A 16,084-nucleotide genomic window follows, 5' to 3' on the forward strand; every position below is an offset into this window, starting at 1 on the left:
TTGTCGAATGTCTCAGGGCGTGAAGCGGAAATTAACGCCGCCGTCTACGGCAAATTTTCACCATCAGCTCCATGTTAGTCGCTGTATACTTGGTCATGAACATATTGTTTAATATTTTCTAAGCCCTGATAAAATCTAACCTCTTCCACTTCTTGAACCGAGTAAAGCGGGTAGTACTCTGGGGACGGGTGCGGTTCTCCGAAAAGCGGATAATTATAGTTAAAGTTCTCAATGAAACCTATAAAATCCAATGTTCGACTGCTATCGAAGTGCAGAGAATTACGGATGTGGATTACATAATTGGCAGCTTTCACAAGATTGTAAAAAAGAACCTTAAGGACTCCTTTTTTAAACTCAATGAACTCCCCTTGCTTATTATATGGATGACCTTTGGTATCAATCCAGTAAGTGTAAACATCAGACTCAATATCGTATCTATTTTCAAATTCATGGCACGATTTCAACACGTCAGTAGCAACATGGTTAAAATTAACAATAGCATCCCTAAGGTTTTGGCTTGCAGAGTTTGAAGGAAATGTTCTTAAATTGGTTTCAATTTTCATCAAATACGAATGAAGGGTGTTTAAAAAGCCACCAGTAAACCTGATATTAAAAAGCTGAAAGGGAATAATGTTGGAGTTTTTTTGCAGATTTTTTATATCGGCATCTCTATACCATGATTCAAAAAGCTTTTTGTTCGGATCGTTAGATGGTACAGCCCAAGAATAGTATTTATCCATAACTTCTGGATGTTCGGATAATTTTTCTACTATGTCAGCCCATCCAAATACATGAACCGTGAAACTGTCTTTCTTTCTATTTTCTTCAGTTATTTCTCTTGCCCTCATTTCAATGACAGCATCTTTTACTGACGTTGTAGCAATGATAAAGCACTCAATACTAGGCAGGAAATTTGAAGCTTTCTCTACTTCTGAGTTTAGTTCACTAATTGTAAGGATGCTTCCGCTGTAATTATCCTTTCCTTTACACTGAATTCCATAATATTTTCCATAAGCATTTGATGGACTACCAAAAATATCAACGCCATGTTGACTTTGGCCGCCCCTGCCATTTTTTTGAGTGTTTGGATCATTCCATACTCTCGCCCACAAGTCGCAGCATAAACTCTCAAAGTCTTGCCAGTTTCTTGGTGGCGGTATTTGAAATGGAGGAGTTTTTTTCACTTTCAATACCTGTAGGTTGAGATTGGATTGGGTAACAGTATTTTTCAAAAGCAAAACACACGCAAGAAGAAAATCATATTACCTTCATTCATGAATTTTACTCATAAGAAATTAACCTTTAACCTGCGCCCATTCAACCGCTTCCAGATATATTTACCAAAATAGGTGAGTGCTGGAACGGTTTCGAGCCCGCAAGACGGGGGTTAAAAGCTAAACGTTAAATCAGTTTTCACTGTTGATGAAAAGCTTAGGCATTTGGGATATTTATTCATGGATTATCTAAAAACTGCTATTCAGTCGTAGTCAATTTCCGCTTCTGGCACTGAGCGGTCTGATCACTTTGGAGGGTAAAAAGTTTTTTCTGGAAAAACTGTTCACACTGTTCACTCGGTGTTTTTGTTGTTTATTTTCATGATGTTAGTTAGTGAATACTCGGTGAACAGTGAACACTTTACTGTTCACTCGGGCCGGTATGCAGGTAAAAAAAGACCGGCAATGCCGGTCCGGGTAGGTTATGTTGCGGTGGGTTCATCGCACTTCGGCAGCCAGTCGGCGTTGCTTTCCTCCCTGAGGGCGAGATTGGTCTGCATGCCCTGATTTGTGCGGCGTTTATCGTAATTCAGACCGTACTCTTTCAGCATGGCTGAGAGCCCCTTGCCGAACATGGTCAGGCTGAGTGCGTTCCTGTAGCCATGGGCCTCCATGTACACCAGATAGGCGTGATACAGATACAGGCGCGGCTGGCGCGGAATAATGTTGGCGTTCCCCATATACATCCCATCCGGCTCCGGCAGTGCCTCCAGATAGCCGCAAAAATCAAACGTCGGGTCAGCATCACGCTTGATGCTCAGCGCCTCGTCGGAGTTCTGCTGCGCAGCGCGCGGGCACTCATCGGGTCGCTGAACTGCTGCATCAACTGGCGCACGATGACGGCCAGCTCGCGGGCGATTTTATCCCTGAGCTGCGGGTCGCGCTCCTCCGGGGCTATCTGCTCCGGGAAGTGGATAATCACCCGGCGACGTGACACGCCGCCGCTGCGGTCGGTGAAGCGCATCGGATTGTTGTTCACGGCCAGAATCACCGCCGGAATATGCGTCGAGTAGGGATTCTGGTATTTCGGGTCAACGGAGACCGCGTCACCGCCGGTGATGGCTTTGAGCCCGGCACCGTCACCACTCCATTTCTCCTGGTCAGGCAGACGAATGAGCGAGAAGCCAATCAGGGAAGCACGCTTGCGCGGGTCCTCCAGCGTGTCGATATCGGCTGATGTGGCGTTATCCTCTCCGGCCAGCATCGTGGCGATTTCGGCGAGAATACTTTTCCCGCTGCCGCCGGGGCCGGTCACTTCGAGAAAGAGCTGCCAGTCGTAGCGGTTCGCCAGCACCATAAACAGCGCGGCCAGAATCACGTCGCGTTTTGTCGGGTTGCTGCTGGCCGCCCGGTCGAGCCAGCGCCAGAAGTTCGGCGCATGGGTTTCCAGCGTTTCCCCCTCCACCGGCGGGGTAAAATCCACGTCGCACAGGGTGCGCAGCCAGTGCGATTTGCTGTGCGGGCTGAATATACCTGAGCTGGTATCGAGCACCCCGTTGCGAAAACCAATCAGACGGCGTGCCGGTGCATCCTGCTGCGGAATAATCAGTTTCAGGGTCTCCACCACCGACGCAATTCTCCCCGACGAGAACGGGGCGCGCAGGCGCTGGAACAGTCCGGCCACGTCGCGGGCAAAATCAGACGGCGGAATTACCTTCCAGATGCCGTTTTCATAGCGGGACAGGAGCTGGCCGTTCGCATCGACGGCCAGCGCTTCGCCGTAATGCTCATGCACCCGCATTGCCTTATCGCTGGCGCTCATGGCGGTAAATTCCGCCTCGCTCATGGTGTCGAAGGGGCTTTGTGCCGCTGGCCGGATGGCGGCATAAATGGCTTTCCGTGTGGCGTCCTCCCCTTTCAGCATCACCGCATCATTCCAGTCACCGAACACCGGCGGCAGGGCGACAATGCCCTCGCAGGCTGCTGCGGCCGCAGCGGCTTTTGTCTGGCCGTCGCCGTTCAGGTCACGGTCGGCGGCGAGGATAATCTGACAGGCCGGGTGCTTGCTGCGGGCCAGGCTCGCCAGAGAAAGAAGGTTCACGGACGACAGCGCCTCCATGACGGTTTCTCCGGTCAGGTGATGCACGGTAAGGGCCGTCGCATAGCCCTCCGCTATCCACAGGCGTTTTCCCGCCTGTTTTTTCCCTTCGATAGTGTGGCTCGCGCCTTTTACCGCGCCGCCTTTCAGGGTGCGCTTGAGCCCCTCAGCATTAATAAACTGGAGGTTAACCAGCGCGCCGGTCCCGTCATACAGCGGCACCACCACATCACCGGCGCGGTAAGCCACGCCGCCGGTTTTGTGCGACGTGGTCAGCGTCAGACACTCACGACCAGCAAAGCCCTTGCGGGTCAGGTAGGCGTTGCCGGTGGCCGGACGCGTTTTCTCCAGCAGTCTGACGGCCAGCGCGGCCGCTGCTTTGCGGTCGGCTTCAGTCTCAGCCTCTGCGGCTGCTGTCACCTCCGGGGCCACCGGTGGCAGGTGGCCGGTGACGGCGTTCACCTTCCCGGCAGCCTCGGATGCCGACACGCCGAACACCTTCTCAACCAGTTTCAGGCCGTCACCGGCGCCGCACTGGTTACAGAACCATGTGCCACGCCCCTCTTTATCGTCAAAGCGGAAACGGTCAGCGCCGCCACACACCGGGCAGGCCTGATGGCGGTTTTTTATCACTTTCATTCCCAGCGCCGGGAGAATGCGCGGCCAGTGGCCGCACGCCTGTTTTACGGTGTCCGTTACGTTCATTTTCATGGTTTTCTCCCTCAGTGCAGTACAGGCGATGTGATATGGCGGGCGCAGAGCTCATCCATCACGGCGAGCCCGAGGAAGGACAGCGACGGGGCGGCTTTCAGTGGCCCGGCCTCCATCAAATCTTCCAGTAATGCACAGGCAATCAGACGGCCTTTTTCCTCGCCGTGCTGGCGCAGGTAGAAGCCCTCCAGCTCGGCGGCGATGGCGCTTTCCAGTGCGTCGAGGGTGAGGTGAGGATAGCGGTGCTGACGTTCGCACAGGGTCAGCCAGGCACAGGCCACGGCGCGGCGATACAGGGCAGCACGCAATACAGGCGGCAGAGGCGTTTTCATACGTTGCCCTCCCCGGTGAACCAGCGCTGGTTGCAGCGTTCGACCACGCCGTCGAGCTGGGCGGTCATGAGGTAAATCACGGAGGTAAGCTGCGACTGTTGCGCCGGGTCGCGGCGCAGGGAGGTGCAGTCCTGCTCCTGCATCATCGCGCTGACAAAGTGGCCGACGTTGCGCAGGTGCTCAAGGCATTCGAGTTCTTTAATGCTGAGGGTGGTATGTTTCATGCGTGCACCTCCGCCATCGGCAGACGCCCGGCAAACGAGAGGACGAAATCGCGAACGAGGGAAAGGCGTGCGGCGTGTTCATCCCCGGCGACGGTACGAAGCATACAGATACGGGGCTGACGGTCTGCGCGACGAACAGCGGCAAACACGAAGACAAATTGCGGGTGAGACGGGGTGAGGATCGTAGCCATAAGGGCAACCTCCATTGAGTAGCGGTTATTGCCACCACCGGAGTTCCTACACTCATGGGTGGTGACCCGGACGGGGGTAGGAATACCGGCCTCAATGGGTACCGGCCAGCCCGAAGGCTGCCCCGCCCGGGCCACCATTATCTTGCCGGATCTGCGGTGTGTGCATAAACACCACAGCCCGAAAAATGGGTGTGCCTGAGCAACGACGTAAAAAAAGACGCATGGCGCGTCTGGTGTCGCCATTGAGTAACTCGGGTTCCTACGCCCGGCTGCCGATTTTGCGACAGCGAGAAAACTATACCTGGAAACGGCGAAGGGAAGCAAGCCAGAAAAAGGGGCTTTTTGCGGAACGGGCATCATCATGCGTCATAACCCCGGTTGCGTTCGGCAATACGGTCGGCCATCCACCCGGTGATTTCCGACTGCGCCCACGCCACGTTTTTCCCGCCGAGGGAGATTTGTTTCGGGAAAGCCTCGCGGCTGATGAGGTCGTAAATCGTGGAGCGGGACAGCCCGCACAGGTGCATCACTTCGGGCAGGCGGATAAAACGCTCCTGAACGGCGTCAGAGACCGGCATCAGCGGTGCGACAGGGGCAGAAGACGGGGAAGAAAAAGCGGTGTGCATCGGGCTACCTCATAAAGTCCATACAGTGCCGGTCGTGTCCGTCCGGCTTCAGGTAGCGCTCTATTTTCAGCATAAAACGGGGCATTGCAACAAGGCGGGATGTGCCTGTCACTCACACAACACAGGTCAAAAAACACCCACATAGTAAATAAAGGGCAATATAATGCAATATGGTGCATCCTCTCCCATCCTGAGAAAGTAAAATCATTAATATCAATGAATAACGGGGTAATTAACAGGAAGAAACATTTAATAAACCTTTTTTCTTCCCGTCCTGCCACAAAGAAAAGTGAACAGTAGTGAACAGTCGGTGAACACTTCCACCCTCAACTGTTCACCACTTAACTTACTGTATTACTTATTCTTTTATTTAAAGTGAACAGTAGTGAACAGTTATATGTAAAAAAACAAACGGTGAGTATGCTTTTCCTGAGACCTTTCTCTGGCAAGCCGGGTTTTGACGTCCTGTTTGTGCCAGAACTGCCACAACCGCAACAGGTCGTGTTGTTGTGTGTGCCCCGGCAGAATCACCTCATGTTGAAACCACGAGGAAATCTGCCATGACCGACACCACCTTTATCCCTGATTACCTGCAACCGGCGCTGGAGCGACTGGCCGCCGCCAGAGCGGCCCATCTTGAACAGGCCCGCCGGATGGAGGACACCCTGGCGGCCATCACCCGTGCGGAGGAGCAGAAAGCGGAGCTGGAGCAGGACAACGGCAGCGATACCCGCACATGGCGTGCCGCTTTCCGTGCCGGGGGCGCCATGCTGACCGATGAGCTGAAAAGCGGCCATATCGAACGCGTGGCCCGCCGTGAGCTGGCTCAGGAATGTGACAACCTGACCGAAGTGCTGGCCTTTGAACGTGACCTGCTGAAAGTCGCCTGCAACAGCACCGCGCGGGCATTCCGCCAGGCGCATCATGCCGTACTGTCTGAATATGCGAAGGAAGAGCTCGACCGCGCGCTGAACGACACCCTCGGGCCACTGGTCCGGGCGATGGTGCTGAAAGCGGATGTGATGGCAAACCCGCTCGCCAACACCATCGGCCATCAGGGCTACACCGAGCCGGAGAAAGAGGTCATGCATCAGGTGGTGACCTTCCTGACCAGGAAAGTGAGCGACTTCTCCGTCACGCCAGCGGATGAGCCGGTGCTCTCCCTGACCGGCTTTCCGGCCGTCGCGCTTGCGCATATGGACCACGACGCCGCCAGTACGCCCGGCGAGCGCAAGGTCTGGCAGGAGAAAATCCGTCAGCGCGAGGCTGACCTGAAAGCGCGGGGGCTGCTGCCATGATGCACTGTCCGTTCTGCAAAAAGTCGGCGCATGCCCGCACCTCCCGCTATCTGTCGGAGAACGTCAAACAGCGCTATCACCAGTGCACCAATATTGAGTGCTCGGCGACGTTCCGCACCACTGAAGCCATCGACGAGGTTATACGTCCTCCGGCGGAGAAAGCGCCGCCTGTCGCGGAGCCGGTCACACCCCCGGCACCCCGTAAAGTGCAGGGCTGTTACAGCTCGCCATACCGTCATTAATCAGGGGAGAACTGACCATGACCACCCTTACGCTACAGCAGGCTTTTGAAGCCTGTCAGAAGAACGAAACCGCCTGGCTGAACCGTAAAGCCGAACTGGCGGCCGCAGAGCAGGAATATCAGGAACAAGTGCTGGCCGGGGATGAGCGTATACCGGGCAGAATGCAGACACTGCGCGACATTATCGATGTCAAAAAATGGGAGATAAATCAGGCCGCCGGGCGCTATATCCGCGCCCATGAAGCGGTGCAGCGCATCAGTATCCGCAACCGGCTGAATGACTTTATGCAGGCGCACGGGACAGCGCTGGCCGCCACGCTTGCCCCGGAGCTGATGGGACTCAGCCAGCAGCCCGCACTCCTGACCGGCCATGCGCTCGACCGCTCGGCGCATTACCTGCGCGAAGCGCTGTCCGTGTGGCTGAGTACCGGTGAAGAAATTAATTATTCGGCAGAAGACAGCGATATTTTAACGGCCATCGGATTCAGGCCTGACGCGGCTTCGCGGGTCGATAATCAGGAAAAATACACCCCCGCACAGAGCCTGATTTATGCCCGCCGGCGCACGGAACTGGCCGGCAGGTAGCCCCGCAAGAAATCCCCGAAAATACCGCTATTTTTCCCGAATTAAGCCATGCATCCACAGAGTGCATGGTTTTGCATGCGCTTTCCCGTCCCGTCACTCCCTTCGCAGCCCTGTCCCGGCGCGGCCTGAGCCCTCCGATGCACCTGCATGAAAACCGACCCATGAAGCGTGCAGGCGAGGCGGGGAAAGCACTGCGCGCCAGCGGTAAAGTATTTATTTAATGATATTTAATTTCGCGGCCTGAGCGCGTCGTTGCGCTGCGCGGGTTCGCGGGAGTGTTGGTGGATGGTGCGTTGCTGTTCAAGGGCGTGGCGAGCCTCTGAGGCGCTGAGGAGAGGTGCAAGAAAAGGTCGCCCGGCGATGCAGGAAACGAGCATTCCGGCGTTCATTATGTCGTTTCTAAAGCTGCCATTTTCCTGACGTATTATTTGGGCCTTCGGCATCCTGAGCCTCGCCATGCACCTGCTTTAAAACCGACACACAAAGCGGGCAGGTGTGGCGGGAGAGCATTGAGAGTTAAGTGCATCATTTATTTTTCATCTGCCAAAGGAAATAAAAATCATTTGATCTAGCCTCACTTTTTCCTCTTATGGTTTTAGTATAGTCAACGGCAGTGCTAATAATTGCTGCTCCACCTCCTACTGCAGCCAGTAAGTGGCTAAGGTCATTTGGCAGAATTCCTGCGTACAAGCCGAAAGAAACAGCACCAGAACCAATAATAATTTTATCTCTTATCCCAGCTTTAGTTTTTTTCTTCCAGTCACTTACTTTTTTTTCAATAATATTGATCTCAGGGAGAATTTGGTCCCTAAATATTTCAGCAATCTCATTTTGTTCCCAGTATGTACTCTTTCTAATTAAATTATTGACTTTGTCTCTGTAAACCTTGAACGATTCCTCTTCTTTCTCTCTGATTTTTAATACATTTTCTAAATTTTTGCTTTGTATTGTTGGTAGGTAGTGTTCAATGGATGAGTTGAAACTTGTTGAGTTTGCTTTGTATATAGTTGGGTTTGTGCTTGTAGCTATTTTAATTTGCTGCTGGTTATCACATAAATATGACGTACCATAAAATTTCGTGTGCCACTCTTGTTCTGATAAATCTTCAATTATTGGTGATATGATTAAATCAAGGATCTGTTCTTGAGCTAATTCTTTCATTGGAAATCTATAGGGCAAAGTCTTATTGTAGAGTGATTCAATATATTCACCAACAGGCTCCAAGAGGTAGAAGTACATTACCCCATGCTCGACAAAACTATCTGGCCCTTTTATCTCAAAAAAAGGATTGCCGTCGGCAGTAATATCAAAGCTAACCGTGCATTTATGAATTAATTCCTCATGAAGTAATTCATATAACTTCTTCTCTTTTTTTATTAATTCTTCAGAAAGCTTGGTAGCTAGTGATAGACCGTGTTCTCGGCATAATGAGACTTTATTAAGTGCGTATTTTATTATGCCTCTTTTAATTAATGGTTTTAGATAAAGGTAGTTGTATATACCAGCAATAACATCTTGCTTTGACATGGTGTTGACATTTTCGACTCCGTCGGTGATTATTTTTTCAAATGGATTTTGAATATAGACTTCATCACTATAGAGTGCAGAGAATGATGCTACTTGTAATATTTTATTAATTCGGCATTCTGCAGAAGAACATGGGTGGCGACCACCACTTAATGATGTGTTTGCAATAAATGAAAAATTTTCATTTTTATGGTTGTTTATATTGAAATGATATCTGGTAACAAGATATAAACTTTCAGTAAACTCATAGAAAAATTCAGTATTCATGTCTAGAACTGAAGGTTCAATATTTCCTTGCGTCCCAAGAAAAATTATTTCATCAAATTCTGAAATAAAATCCATAATTACTATCCTTTTAAGTTTATGAGATAACTCAATGTAACAGTGATCTATTTACAAATAGTCCCCACCAGTCCATTAAATCATAGCGCGCAGCTAAGTAGGTAGACCTATTGTAAGCACGACGTACTTCATTTTTATCTGAATGGGCTAAAGCCGCCTCAATAACATCTGCATTGAATCCCTGCTCGTTGAGTGCAGTACTTGCAATTGAGCGTAGTCCATGAGCAACTAACTTACCATCATAGCCAATGCGTTTTAAAGCGGCGTTAGCAGTTTGGCTATTCATTGATTTTTTTGGATCATTCCTACTCGGGAAAACATGTTCCCTATGAGCGCTGATTGGCTTCATCACATCCAGAATCTCTAATGCCTGTGGTGATAAAGGAACTATGTGTTCCCGCTTAGCTTTCATCCGTTCGGCTGGAATAGTCCAGAGCTTTGCATCGAGATCGATCTCTGCCCATCGAGCACCTGAGGCCTCAGAAGGGCGCACAAGTGTCAGGAGTTGCCATTCAATGAGGCAGCGAGTCGAAACAGACAGATTTGACATAACTAAAGAACGCATCAGCTTCGGTAATTCTTCTGGCCGCAGCGTCGGCATGTTTTGTTTTTTGGGCTTCTCAAAGGCCATCCCAACACCTGATGCTGGATTGGCATCAATCAAACCAGTGTTTACGGCATAAATCATTATCTCGTTAATGCGCTGCACCAGTCGACGTACAGTCTCAAGCGCCCCACGAGCTTTGATTGGTTCCAGCGCTTCAACTAATGTTCGGGCTTTGATTTGCTGAACGGGGATCTCACCAATGGCAGGGAATACATCTTTCTCCAGTGAACGCCAAATGTCTTTTGCGTAATCAGGGGTAACGCTTTTGCTTTTGAGCTGGAACCAGTTTGTCGCAACAGTCGAAAAAATACTGTCTAGAGCTATCTGTTGCTGTTCTTCAACAACTTCGGCCTGAACTTGGGGATCGATGCCATTAGCTAACAAGGCAAGGTAATTCGCTCTCAACCCTCGGGCATCAGCAAGCGAAAGGGCGGGGAAGGCACCGAGCCCCATCATTGTTCGCTGTTTAGTTGCCGGACGTTGATAACGGAAACGCCAGAGTTTTTTGCCACTGCTTTTCACTATCAGGAAAAGCCCGTCGCCATCATGCAGCGTTAGATCCTTCTCTAGCGCCTTAGCGCGCAGAACTTCGGTGTTGGTCAGGGGGCGTGTTGTCCGTGCCACTGTGGCCGCTCCTTCATGAATTGGTATACGCTTTTAGGTATACATCCTACCGTATACCTAAACGTATACCAATAATCACCGGATTTAGCCGGATGTTCTCGGACAACAACAGATACAAAAAAGCCCGCAGGGCTTGTGCCATGCGGGCTTTCTGTACTTCACCGGACGTATCCGGATCATTATTTGGTGGAGCTGGCGGGAGTTGAACCCGCGTCCGAAATTCCTACATCCTCGGCACTACATGCTTAGTCAGTCTTTACATTCGCACGCCAGCTGCGGACAGACACGCCACTAACGAACTAGCCTGATTAGTTTTAGCACTTCAGCCCCAGGCAGGACATCCGCGCGATCTCTTTTGGGTTTGACCTCTCTTTATCCCCGTCTTAAGAGCGGAAGCTAGGGAGAGAGGGCTCTTAGCAGGTTATTAAGCTGCTAAAGCGTAGTTTTCGTCGTTTGCGACTATTTTTTTGCGGCTTTTTACGAGGCCAACCGCCCCTCGGCATGCACCTTGGGTTTCGCAAATCCCGTCGAATCCAGAATCAGCCCCAATGTGTTAAGGCAAGTATAACAGACTTGTGACACGCGTGACCAGCCCTTGCAACCCCTATCCTCAACGATTTAGCGCTCGCGTAGCGCTTCTTTTGCGCGATTAAACGGTTTGATTAAATAGTCGACGATGGTTTTTTCGCCGGTTTTGATATCCACGGTGGCAATCATGCCCGGAACGATCGAGAAATGACGCCCCAGTTTGTTCTGCAAATAGTCCTGATGGGTGCGGATAAACACGCGGTAGTAGAAGACTTCTGGCTTTACTTTGTCCTGAATGGTGTCCGGGGAGATAGTTTCGACCACGCCTTCCAGCCCGCCGTAGATGGCGTAGTCATAGGCGGTGATTTTCACCAATGCCCGCTGTCCGGGGTGAATAAAGGCGATATCGCGCGGTGACAGGCGCGTTTCTATCAGCAGGTGATCGTCGACCGGCACAATCTCCATCATCTCGCCGTTGGGCGGGATCACGCCGCCAATGGTGGTGACCTGGATGTTTTTCACGATGCCGCGCATCGGGGCGCGGACGGTCAGACGGGTGACGGAATCTTCACGCCCTTTCAAAATGGCCGCCAGCATATCCACTTCGGCGTTGGCTTTTGACAGTGCTTCCCGCGCCTGCACGTAATACTGCGAGCGCAGGTCGGTGATTTTTAGTCCGAGGTCGCTTTTTTGTCGCTGCAGGCGCAGCACTTCCACATGGCTGGCGGCGCCGCTTTTCTCCAGCCGCTGGGTGATTGCCAGCTCTTTATTTACCGAGACTAGCGCATCCTGGAGTTCGACCATCGCGTCGGCAAGCTGCGCCCGACGGCTTTTATACAGCCGGGTTTCGGAGGCGATAAGGTCGGGCCAGGCGTTCAGCGCATTGGGAAAGGTCAGCGGCAGATCGTTGACTTCGGCATTGAGTCGCGCGCTGGAGGCCAGCGAGGCGCGGTATCGGGCGGCGCTTTCGCCGACGTTAGATTCCGAGCGAGTCGGGTCGAGACGGGCCACTACCTGATTGGCCTGTACTTTGTCTCCTTCGCGCACCGTCAGTTCGGCGAGGATCCCGCCGTCAAGCGACTGCAACACCTGTTCGCGCGAGCTGGGGATCACTTTGCCGTTGCCGGTGGAGACTTCATCCAGCGTCCCGAAGTATGCCCAGATGCCCAGGATGGCAAACAGCAGCGTGCTGAGCAGGATAATACGGCTGGCACCGGAAAAGCGCTGTTCGTGGCGGATGTCGAGGTCGTCCATGGCGGCATCATGCGGATTGGTTTTCATTTTTCCACTCCCGACCGTGAGTCTGTGCAGGCGCGCGACTCGCGTTCAGCGCCTGTGCTTTCGGGGCATCCATCACCAGTTGACCTTCTTTTAACACCACCACGCGCTCGACCAGTTCCAGAACCGGTACGCGATGGGTGGCGACGATCAGCGTGCGGTTGCCGAGCCACTGGTTTAGCCGTTGAATAAACTCCCGTTCGGTATGTTCATCCAGCGAGGCGCTGGGTTCGTCGAGCAGCACAATATTGGGCGAGCGCAGCAGCATTCTTGCCAGCAGAATGGATTGCCGTTGCCCGCCGGAGAGGCCGTTGCCGCCTTCCATAATCGGGTGTCCCAGCCCTTTGGCGAGCTGTTTAACAAAGGTGGCTGCGCCGCTGACTTCCAGCGCGTCGAATATCTGCGCATCGCTGGCATGTGGCGCGCCGAGGGTCAGGTTCTCGCGCAGAGAGCCAAAAAACAGGCGCGCGTTTTGGCTGAGAAAGCCGATATTGCGGCGTAAATCGGCCATGTCGATCTGCGCCAGGCTCAGGTTATCGAGCCGGGCGTCGCCCTGAATCAGCTCCACGCCGCCCGCCATGGCCTGCAACAAGGTGGATTTCCCCGCGCCGTTACGCCCGAGGATGGCGATGCGTTCCCCTGGCTTCACCTCGAGGCGGGCGATGCGCAGCGGCACCTGTTGATCGTCGCTGTGATAGCGAAAGTGGGCGTTCTCAAACAGATAGTGCCCGCGAAAGATTTCCTGATGTACCCGGTTCTCATCGTGCTGGGTTTCGGTGGGGAGCTGCATAATGCTGTCCAGCCCCGTCTTCGCTGCCTTGACCTGCTGCCAGCGCGCCAACACGCCGCACAGATTTGCCATCGGGGCAATCATTCTTGAGCCGAGCATCGAGGCCGCCACGACCGCGCCGGTGGTCATGGTGCCTTCGATGACCATCGGCGCACCGAACATAATAATCGCAGCGTAGACCAGACTTTGTACCGACATGCCCCAGCCAATCAGCCCCTGAGTCAGCTTGCGCGTGCGCAGTCCGGACTCGCCGGTAATGCGGATGTAGCTGTTCCACTGCTGCAAAAAGCGGTTCTCCGCCTGCATCAGCTTGATGTCCTCCAGCCCCTGGACGCTTTCGACCAGCACCGCGTTACGCAGCGTGGACTCGTGTGCAGCCTGGTTGGCGAGCACAGCCAGCTTCTTCTGTAACAGCAGGCCAGGCAGGATCATCAGGATCGCAGCGACGGGCGCTATCCACGCCAGCTGCGGGGCGATGCAGGCCATCACGACGATAAACAAAAAGAAAAAGGGCAGATCGACAAGGGTCGACAGGGTTGAGGAGGTGATCATCTCCCGCACCTGCTCCAGTTCGCGGAGCTGGGAAATAAAGCTGCCGGTGGAGCGGGGGATGGCGCTGTTACGCAGGCGCAGGGCGTGGCTGAACACGCGATCGGAAATGCGCATGTCGGCGCGCTTGCCGAGCACATCCATGATATGGGTACGGGCTTCGCGCAGTAAAAAGCCGAACAGCACCGCCACCAGCACGCCGGTCGAGAGCACATACAGCGTGGGATACGATTGGGCGGGGATCACCCGGTCGTAAACCTGCATCGAGAAGATAATCCCGGCGAGCGACAGAACGTTAATCAGGAATGCGGCTACCATCACCGGCAGGTAAGGCCGGATGTCCTGTAGCACCAGGTCGCGCATCCAGTCGGGCTTAAAGCGCGAAACATAGCGGTCGACCCGGCTGTCTTTGAGCGCCGACAGCGGGCGCAGGGCGGTGATGGTGTGGATCTCCGGCAGCAGCTCGGCAATCGCCAGCCGGTTGCGCTGGCCTTCTTCGGCGATGATAAACACATCCAGCGCATCGTCACCGTTGAAGTGCTCTATTACCATAATTTGGCCGTCGCGTAGCTCCGCCACAACCGGTAAACGCCACTGGCTGAACAGCTGTTTTGTGGTATCCAGCGCATGAAACGACAGCCCCGCCTGGCGCGCGAGCTGCGTCAGGGCGAGGGGTTTATTTTTTCCGGCAAACCATGGGGCGTTGGCCTGAATCGCGCCGGGCGAGCAGGTGACGCGATAGTGGCTGGCAATGTGGCTAATGGCCTGCGCCCACAGGTTCAGGGCGGACTCGCTAATCGTCTCTTCTGCACCCTGCTCGACGTGGCTCATAGCTGGATCTCCACTGACTGGATGCTGCGATTGTTGAGGGCGAACGCCTGGCGTAGCGTGCCGGTATTATAGAGGCAGTTCAACTGGAGTTGACGAAGCTGGCTTTGGGTTTGCAGTTCGGCAAAGCGGGCCTGGTACACCTCCTGCTCGGCGTTAAGTACGTCAAGCAGCGGACGAGAACCGAGATCCAGATATTGCTGTTGATACAGCTCGCGTGTGCGTTCGCTCAGCCGTTGCTGGCGGCGCAGGATTTGCAGGGCGGTGGCAAGGTTCATCGCCTGGCTGCGGGATTCGAGGAGTTTCTGGCGCACGTCAAGGCGGGCGCGCTGGACGGAATACTGCGCCGAGTCTACCGCATGGCCAGCGGCGTTGCGGCGGGCGGTGAGTCCACCTCCCTGATACAGCGGCATCTCCACTTTTACCCACGTGGAATACTGCGTTTTGTCGAGCACCTCATGGCTGGGATATTTGTCATTGAGATAGTGCTGTACGGAAGGCTCAAGAGAAATAGTCGGCGTCATCTGCGCGTTGGCGTAATCCAGATTGGCCTGCGCGACATTGGCTTGCGCCCAGGCCGCCAGCACCGCGGGAACCAGCTTGTCGTCAGGTTTGGCAACGTCGCAACTGCTGTCCAGTTTCACCGGGAACGCGTTGCTGATGCCGTTGAGCGAGTTCCAGCCAAGAAGGCTCATCAGCGTTGCCTTGTTGCTGTCGAGGTTCGCCTGATACTGCGCCAGCTGGGAGCGTGCAGATTCGATACGTGCGTCGGTTTGTACAACGTCAGAGAGCGACGTGGCCCCTTCGTCGTTGCGTTGCCGGGTTAGCCTGCCAATGCCGTTCAGGGCGGAGAGTTGCGCTTCGGCGGCGTCGACCATTTGCTGCCAGGACTGTACCTGCACAATGGCGTTGGCGGTTTCGTGGGCGACGGTGTCAATGCTGAGTAAAACGTTGGCCTGCTGCTGGGCGGCTCCCGCGGTTTCGGCACGTACCTGACTGGCGACTTTGCCAAAGTCATACAGCATTTGCGAGACCGAGATAACCAGTGACGGGCTGAAACCATGATCGTTATAGGTATTGCTGTAGCCGTTGTTCACCCCGGCCGTGACCTGCGGATAGTATTTGGATTTCGCCACGTCGATCTGCTCATTTTGCGAGAGCAGTTTGCCGATCGATTCACGGATCGCAGGATGCCAGCTTACGGCGCGGCTTACCGCATCGTTAAGCGTCAGGTTGCCGGGCGCGGCGGCGCTCAGCGGGAGTTCGGCCACCGATCCATCCAGAGAGGGGAGCATCTGGCTGGTGGCCAGCCCTTCCGGCGTGATGACTTGCGGTTCATCTTCGGCATTAACCCGCAGCGAACAGAGCGTGAATGCCAGCAGTAAAGCGACAGAGGTGACATTTCTCATCGTTTATCCCTTACAAAATACGGCAGTGACGGCTGTTATTGCCCCGGACGTCGTGGCATCCGGGGCTGTTGTTATGGCGTTT

General features: G+C 53.7%; 13 protein-coding genes, 1 other RNA gene and 1 pseudogene. 3 read left to right on the forward strand and 12 right to left on the reverse strand.

What is annotated here, in order from left to right:
- Nucleotides 1-74 precede the first annotated feature (74 nt).
- The 6 genes and pseudogenes from FDW98_RS13965 to FDW98_RS13990 form a co-directional block, all read right to left on the reverse strand.
- Nucleotides 75-1,184, reverse strand: coding sequence for a hypothetical protein (locus FDW98_RS13965; RefSeq protein WP_137398868.1), 1,110 nt, complete (start codon nt 1,182-1,184; stop codon nt 75-77).
- 512 nt (nt 1,185-1,696) lie between these two features.
- A pseudogene (locus FDW98_RS13970) lies at nt 1,697-4,023 on the reverse strand (primase-helicase zinc-binding domain-containing protein).
- Between the two features lie 11 nt (nt 4,024-4,034).
- Nucleotides 4,035-4,355: a DUF5375 domain-containing protein gene (locus FDW98_RS13975; protein WP_004098169.1), complete on the reverse strand. Its 321-nt coding sequence runs from the start codon at nt 4,353-4,355 to the stop codon at nt 4,035-4,037.
- Nucleotides 4,352-4,579: a hypothetical protein gene (locus FDW98_RS13980; RefSeq protein ID WP_096756059.1), complete on the reverse strand. Its 228-nt coding sequence runs from the start codon at nt 4,577-4,579 to the stop codon at nt 4,352-4,354. Before FDW98_RS13980 ends, FDW98_RS13975 begins: the two co-directional genes overlap by 4 nt.
- Nucleotides 4,576-5,133 (reverse strand): host cell division inhibitor Icd-like protein, encoded by a 558-nt coding sequence (locus FDW98_RS13985; RefSeq protein ID WP_096756060.1) that lies wholly within the window; start codon nt 5,131-5,133, stop codon nt 4,576-4,578. The genes FDW98_RS13980 and FDW98_RS13985 overlap by 4 nt, the downstream gene beginning before the upstream one ends.
- On the reverse strand, nt 5,130-5,396 hold the full coding sequence (locus tag FDW98_RS13990; RefSeq protein ID WP_023339334.1) for an AlpA family transcriptional regulator: 267 nt from the start codon (nt 5,394-5,396) through the stop codon (nt 5,130-5,132). Before FDW98_RS13990 ends, FDW98_RS13985 begins: the two co-directional genes overlap by 4 nt.
- Nucleotides 5,397-5,956: 560 nt before the next feature.
- Between FDW98_RS13990 and FDW98_RS14000 the strand changes: the two genes are divergently transcribed.
- Genes FDW98_RS14000 through FDW98_RS14010 form a run of 3 tightly spaced genes read left to right on the forward strand, consistent with a single transcriptional unit; the run spans nt 5,957 to nt 7,520 of the window.
- A complete protein-coding gene (locus tag FDW98_RS14000; RefSeq protein ID WP_096756061.1) occupies nt 5,957-6,694 on the forward strand; it encodes a glycoprotein 3 in 738 nt (245 codons plus the stop codon).
- Complete coding sequence (locus tag FDW98_RS14005; protein WP_004185270.1) at nt 6,691-6,936, forward strand: ogr/Delta-like zinc finger family protein; 246 nt, start codon at nt 6,691-6,693, stop codon at nt 6,934-6,936. The genes FDW98_RS14000 and FDW98_RS14005 overlap by 4 nt, the downstream gene beginning before the upstream one ends.
- A gap of 17 nt (nt 6,937-6,953) precedes the next feature.
- The gene (locus tag FDW98_RS14010) at nt 6,954-7,520 is read left to right on the forward strand and encodes a phage polarity suppression protein (RefSeq protein WP_096756062.1); all 567 of its coding nucleotides are present in this window, start codon (nt 6,954-6,956) and stop codon (nt 7,518-7,520) included.
- Nucleotides 7,521-8,045: 525 nt separating this feature from the next.
- On the opposite strand, the gene FDW98_RS14015 is transcribed toward FDW98_RS14010, so the two are convergent.
- The 6 genes from FDW98_RS14015 to FDW98_RS14040 form a co-directional block, all read right to left on the reverse strand.
- Nucleotides 8,046-9,389 (reverse strand): hypothetical protein, encoded by a 1,344-nt coding sequence (locus FDW98_RS14015; protein ID WP_096756064.1) that lies wholly within the window; start codon nt 9,387-9,389, stop codon nt 8,046-8,048.
- 31 nt (nt 9,390-9,420) lie between these two features.
- Nucleotides 9,421-10,620, reverse strand: a complete 1,200-nt coding sequence (locus FDW98_RS14020; RefSeq protein ID WP_096756065.1) for an integrase domain-containing protein — start codon at nt 10,618-10,620, stop codon at nt 9,421-9,423.
- Between the two features lie 184 nt (nt 10,621-10,804).
- Nucleotides 10,805-11,167, reverse strand: a transfer-messenger RNA (tmRNA) gene (gene ssrA, locus FDW98_RS14025).
- A 71-nt stretch (nt 11,168-11,238) separates the two neighbouring features.
- Complete coding sequence (locus FDW98_RS14030) at nt 11,239-12,402, reverse strand: HlyD family efflux transporter periplasmic adaptor subunit (protein ID WP_096759346.1); 1,164 nt, start codon at nt 12,400-12,402, stop codon at nt 11,239-11,241.
- Nucleotides 12,403-12,409: 7 nt separating this feature from the next.
- Nucleotides 12,410-14,596: a type I secretion system permease/ATPase gene (locus FDW98_RS14035; RefSeq protein WP_096756085.1), complete on the reverse strand. Its 2,187-nt coding sequence runs from the start codon at nt 14,594-14,596 to the stop codon at nt 12,410-12,412.
- Nucleotides 14,593-16,002, reverse strand: a complete 1,410-nt coding sequence (locus FDW98_RS14040; protein ID WP_096756086.1) for a TolC family outer membrane protein — start codon at nt 16,000-16,002, stop codon at nt 14,593-14,595. The genes FDW98_RS14035 and FDW98_RS14040 overlap by 4 nt, the downstream gene beginning before the upstream one ends.
- Nucleotides 16,003-16,084: the final 82 nt, after the last annotated feature.

Source organism: Citrobacter sp. wls711, from assembly GCF_005281055.1.
GTDB lineage: Bacteria > Pseudomonadota > Gammaproteobacteria > Enterobacterales > Enterobacteriaceae > Citrobacter > Citrobacter gillenii.

What these genes read in the sequence shown, in the direction of transcription:
- FDW98_RS13975 (WP_004098169.1), bottom strand. Translation starts at nt 4,355, where the DNA reads ATGAAAACGCCTCTGCCGCCTGTATTGCGTGCTGCCCTGTATCGCCGC.
- FDW98_RS13980 (WP_096756059.1), bottom strand. Translation starts at nt 4,579, where the DNA reads ATGAAACATACCACCCTCAGCATTAAAGAACTCGAATGCCTTGAGCAC.
- FDW98_RS13985 (WP_096756060.1), bottom strand. Translation starts at nt 5,133, where the DNA reads ATGATGATGCCCGTTCCGCAAAAAGCCCCTTTTTCTGGCTTGCTTCCC.
- FDW98_RS13990 (WP_023339334.1), bottom strand. Translation starts at nt 5,396, where the DNA reads ATGCACACCGCTTTTTCTTCCCCGTCTTCTGCCCCTGTCGCACCGCTG.
- FDW98_RS14000 (WP_096756061.1), top strand. Translation starts at nt 5,957, where the DNA reads ATGACCGACACCACCTTTATCCCTGATTACCTGCAACCGGCGCTGGAG.
- FDW98_RS14005 (WP_004185270.1), top strand. Translation starts at nt 6,691, where the DNA reads ATGATGCACTGTCCGTTCTGCAAAAAGTCGGCGCATGCCCGCACCTCC.
- FDW98_RS14010 (WP_096756062.1), top strand. Translation starts at nt 6,954, where the DNA reads ATGACCACCCTTACGCTACAGCAGGCTTTTGAAGCCTGTCAGAAGAAC.
- FDW98_RS14015 (WP_096756064.1), bottom strand. Translation starts at nt 9,389, where the DNA reads ATGGATTTTATTTCAGAATTTGATGAAATAATTTTTCTTGGGACGCAA.
- FDW98_RS14030 (WP_096759346.1), bottom strand. Translation starts at nt 12,402, where the DNA reads ATGGACGACCTCGACATCCGCCACGAACAGCGCTTTTCCGGTGCCAGC.
- FDW98_RS14035 (WP_096756085.1), bottom strand. Translation starts at nt 14,596, where the DNA reads ATGAGCCACGTCGAGCAGGGTGCAGAAGAGACGATTAGCGAGTCCGCC.
- FDW98_RS14040 (WP_096756086.1), bottom strand. Translation starts at nt 16,002, where the DNA reads ATGAGAAATGTCACCTCTGTCGCTTTACTGCTGGCATTCACGCTCTGT.